Source organism: Sphingopyxis sp. (genome assembly GCF_035565275.1).
In the GTDB taxonomy this organism is placed as follows: Bacteria; Pseudomonadota; Alphaproteobacteria; order Sphingomonadales; family Sphingomonadaceae; genus Sphingopyxis.
Genome location: NZ_DATMST010000300.1, coordinates 1 through 3,003, shown reverse-complemented (window position 1 = coordinate 3,003; position 3,003 = coordinate 1). Strand labels below are relative to the sequence as shown.

Below are 3,003 nucleotides of genomic sequence, written 5' to 3'. Positions count from 1 at the left end.
GAGGCGGACGAGCGTGTCGGGATCGCCGGCGCGGCCGCGGATATGCGCGCTCGCCGCGAGTTCGGCGGGCAGGCCGAGCACAAGGACGCGTGCGCCCTTCGCCTCGACGCGGTCGAGATGCGATTCGAACGGGTGATGGATCAGCGCGTCGCCGGGGCGGACATCGAAGCGCCCTTCGTCGCCCGCTTCCTGATAGCCGCCTTCGAGCACCACGGCGACAAAGGCATCGTCGTGGCAGTGGCGCGCGCGAAGTTCGTTCGGATGATGGTCGAGCAACCCGAGCGGGGCGTCCGCGAAACGGGGCGATCGCATCGGTTTATTCGCGCGCCTTGGCGGCGGCGCGGACTTCCTGCGAGCGTTCGAGCGGGATGACCAATATGTCGTCGCCGTCGACGATGACGGCAATATTGTCCATGCCGAGGATCGACACGCGCTTGTTCCCGGCGCGCACGAGATTGCCGCGGCTTTCGTGGAGAAAGGCGTCGCCGGTGACGGCGTTGTCGGCCGCGTCCTTTTCGGCGAGCGCGTGGATCGTGTGCCAGGAGCCGAGGTCGGACCAGCCCATCGCGACGGGGACGACCGCGACGCGGTCATCCTTTTCCATCACGGCATAGTCGATCGAAACCGACGGCGCCTTTTCAAACTCGATCGCGTCGGCGTAGAGCGCGTCGCCGTCGCGCATTCCCGCCGCGACCGCGCGGTCGGCGGCTTCGAAGATCGCGCGGCAATGGGTCAGCATCGCGTCGCGCATCCGGGCGGCGCGGAACAGGAAAATGCCGGCGTTCCAGCTGTACCCGCCCGCGGCGAGCATCGCCTCGGCTTCGGCGAGCGGCGGCTTTTCGACGAAGCGGTCTACCGCGAAGCCCCAGGATTCGCCGGCGTCGCCGAGGGGCGCGCCGGCGGCGATGTAGCCGAAGCCCGTTTCGGGGCTGTCGGGCGTGATGCCGAAGGTGACGATCCAGTCCCGCTGCGCGAGATGCACCCCCTTTGCAATGGCGGCGTGGAAGGCGGGAACGTCGGCGATGACATGGTCGCTCGGCATTACGAGCAGCAGCGTATCGGCGTCGGCCTGCGCAACGGCGAGGGCAATGGCGGCGGCGGTGTTGCGCGGCATCGGTTCGACGAGCAGCATCTCCTCGCGGTCGTTCATCTGTTCGCGGACCATCGCGACATGGCCGTCGCCGCACAGGACGATGGGCGGCAGGAAATCGGGGCCGGCGGGGGTGCGTTCGACGGTCTGGCGAAACAGGCTGCGCTGGCCGTGGAGCAGCAGGAACTGCTTGGCGCGGGTTCCACGCGATTCGGGCCACAGGCGGGTGCCGGCGCCGCCGCAGAGGATGAGAGGCTGGATCATGGCGGTCATGGAACGAGCCTATCGCACGCTGCCTCGGGGGCAAGCCTTAACATGGCGCAATGTATGAGTGTAAAATTAACCGACAGTTGACGCCTCGTCTGTAGTATCGGGCAGGCGAAAGGGTCCCATGTTCCGGCTGTTCAAACATTATGTGCCGCACGCCGTCGTCTGGCTGGCGCTGCTCGAATTCATCGCGCTGCTCTGCTCGGCCGAGGGGGCGTGGCACCTCTATGCCCGGCAATCGGGGTTCGACCCGGGGCCGCTGAACGATCGCTGGCTTCCGCTCGCGACCTTCGGCATCGCCAATTCGCTCGCGCTGATGGCGACCGGAATGTACGGGAACGAGGGGCTGCGCTCGATGCGTTTCGCCACCGCGCGCCTGCTCGCCGCGATTTCGCTCGGCGTGATCTTCCTCTCGGTGCTGGGCTTCCTGTTGCCGACTGCGACGCTGTGGCGCGCGAACAGCCTGTACGCGATGCTGTTCGCGATCGCGGCGCTGTTCGTGATCCGTCTTGCGCTGACCCAGTCGGCGGGGACAGACGCTTTCCGCCGGCGCATTCTGGTGCTGGGCGCGGGGCCGCGTGCCGCACGGCTTGCCGCCCTGGCTGACGAACCCGGAAGCGGGCTGGAGATGGTCGGCTTCGTCGCGATGAGCGGCACCGAGAAGACCGTGGCGGGCGCGATTCCGCGCGAGGAGATCGACAATCTGTCGGACCATGTCGTCGCGCTGCGTGCGGGCGAAGTGGTGCTCGCGCTCGAGGAACGGCGCAACGCGCTGCCGCTGAACGATCTGCTTCGCGTCAAGACGACCGGGGTGCACGTCAACGATATCGCAAGCTTCATCGAACGCGAGACGGGGCGCGTCGACCTTGCGACCACCAACCCCAGCGGGCTGATCTTTTCCGACGGTTTTTCGGCCGGGCAGCGCATTTCGAAAGTCAGCAAACGCCTGTTCGACATCCTTGCCAGCCTGATGGTGCTGGTGATCGGCCTGCCGCTGGTCATCATCGCGGGGATCGCGGTCAAGCTTGATAGCCGCGGGCCCGTCTTTTACCGCCAGCCGCGCGTCGGCCTGTTCGGCGAGCCTTATGACATCTTCAAGATCCGTTCGATGCGTACCGATGCCGAGGCGTCGGGCAAGGCGGTGTGGGCGGCCGAGAACGACCCGCGCGTCACCCGCGTCGGGCGTATTATCCGCAAGCTTCGCATCGACGAGCTGCCGCAGACCTGGTGCGTGCTGAAGGGCGACATGAGTTTCGTCGGACCGCGTCCCGAACGGCCGAGTTTCGTCGAGGAACTCGAGAGAAAGCTGCCCTATTATGCCGAACGCCACATGGTGAAGCCGGGACTGACCGGCTGGGCGCAGATCAACTATCCCTATGGCGCGTCGGTCGAGGACGCGCGCGTGAAGCTCGAATACGACCTTTATTACGCGAAAAATTATTCGCCCTTTCTCGACCTGCTGATCCTGCTCCAGACGGTTCGCGTCGTGCTGTGGCCGGAGGGAGCTCGCTGAGCATGGCGCTCGCGGGCCTTTCCCAATTCCTCGCTGCCCTTGCGCTCGCCGGTTTTGCGGGGCTGACGCTGTGGCTGCTCGCGCGGCCGCACGCGCGCATGGCGGTGCTGATGCCGGCGCCGCGGCGACTGAC

3 protein-coding genes are annotated in these 3,003 nt (G+C 66.6%); 1 reads left to right on the top strand and 2 read right to left on the bottom strand.

Features of this window, described 5'->3' with window-relative positions:
- Together VN047_RS19765 and VN047_RS19760 are read right to left on the bottom strand one after the other, a co-directional pair.
- The coding region (locus VN047_RS19765) for an AraC family ligand binding domain-containing protein (RefSeq protein WP_325545721.1) at positions 1 to 312 on the bottom strand (312 nt) is incomplete at its 3' end.
- A gap of 4 nt (positions 313 to 316) precedes the next feature.
- Entirely contained in the window at positions 317 to 1,363 is a 1,047-nt protein-coding gene (locus VN047_RS19760; protein ID WP_325545719.1) for a mannose-1-phosphate guanylyltransferase, read from the bottom strand.
- Positions 1,364 to 1,481: 118 nt separating this feature from the next.
- Here VN047_RS19760 and VN047_RS19755 point away from each other — a divergent pair, with 118 nt between their 5' ends.
- Positions 1,482 to 2,870 carry a TIGR03013 family XrtA/PEP-CTERM system glycosyltransferase gene (locus VN047_RS19755; RefSeq protein WP_325545718.1) on the top strand — a complete coding sequence of 463 codons (1,389 nt, stop codon included), beginning with the start codon at positions 1,482 to 1,484 and terminating at the stop codon, positions 2,868 to 2,870.
- The last annotated feature ends 133 nt before the right edge of the window (positions 2,871 to 3,003 follow it).

Excerpts from the sequence above, each read along its gene's own strand:
- VN047_RS19760 (WP_325545719.1), bottom strand. The coding sequence starts at position 1,363 with ATGACCGCCATGATCCAGCCTCTCATCCTCTGCGGCGGCGCCGGCACC.
- VN047_RS19755 (WP_325545718.1), top strand. The coding sequence starts at position 1,482 with ATGTTCCGGCTGTTCAAACATTATGTGCCGCACGCCGTCGTCTGGCTG.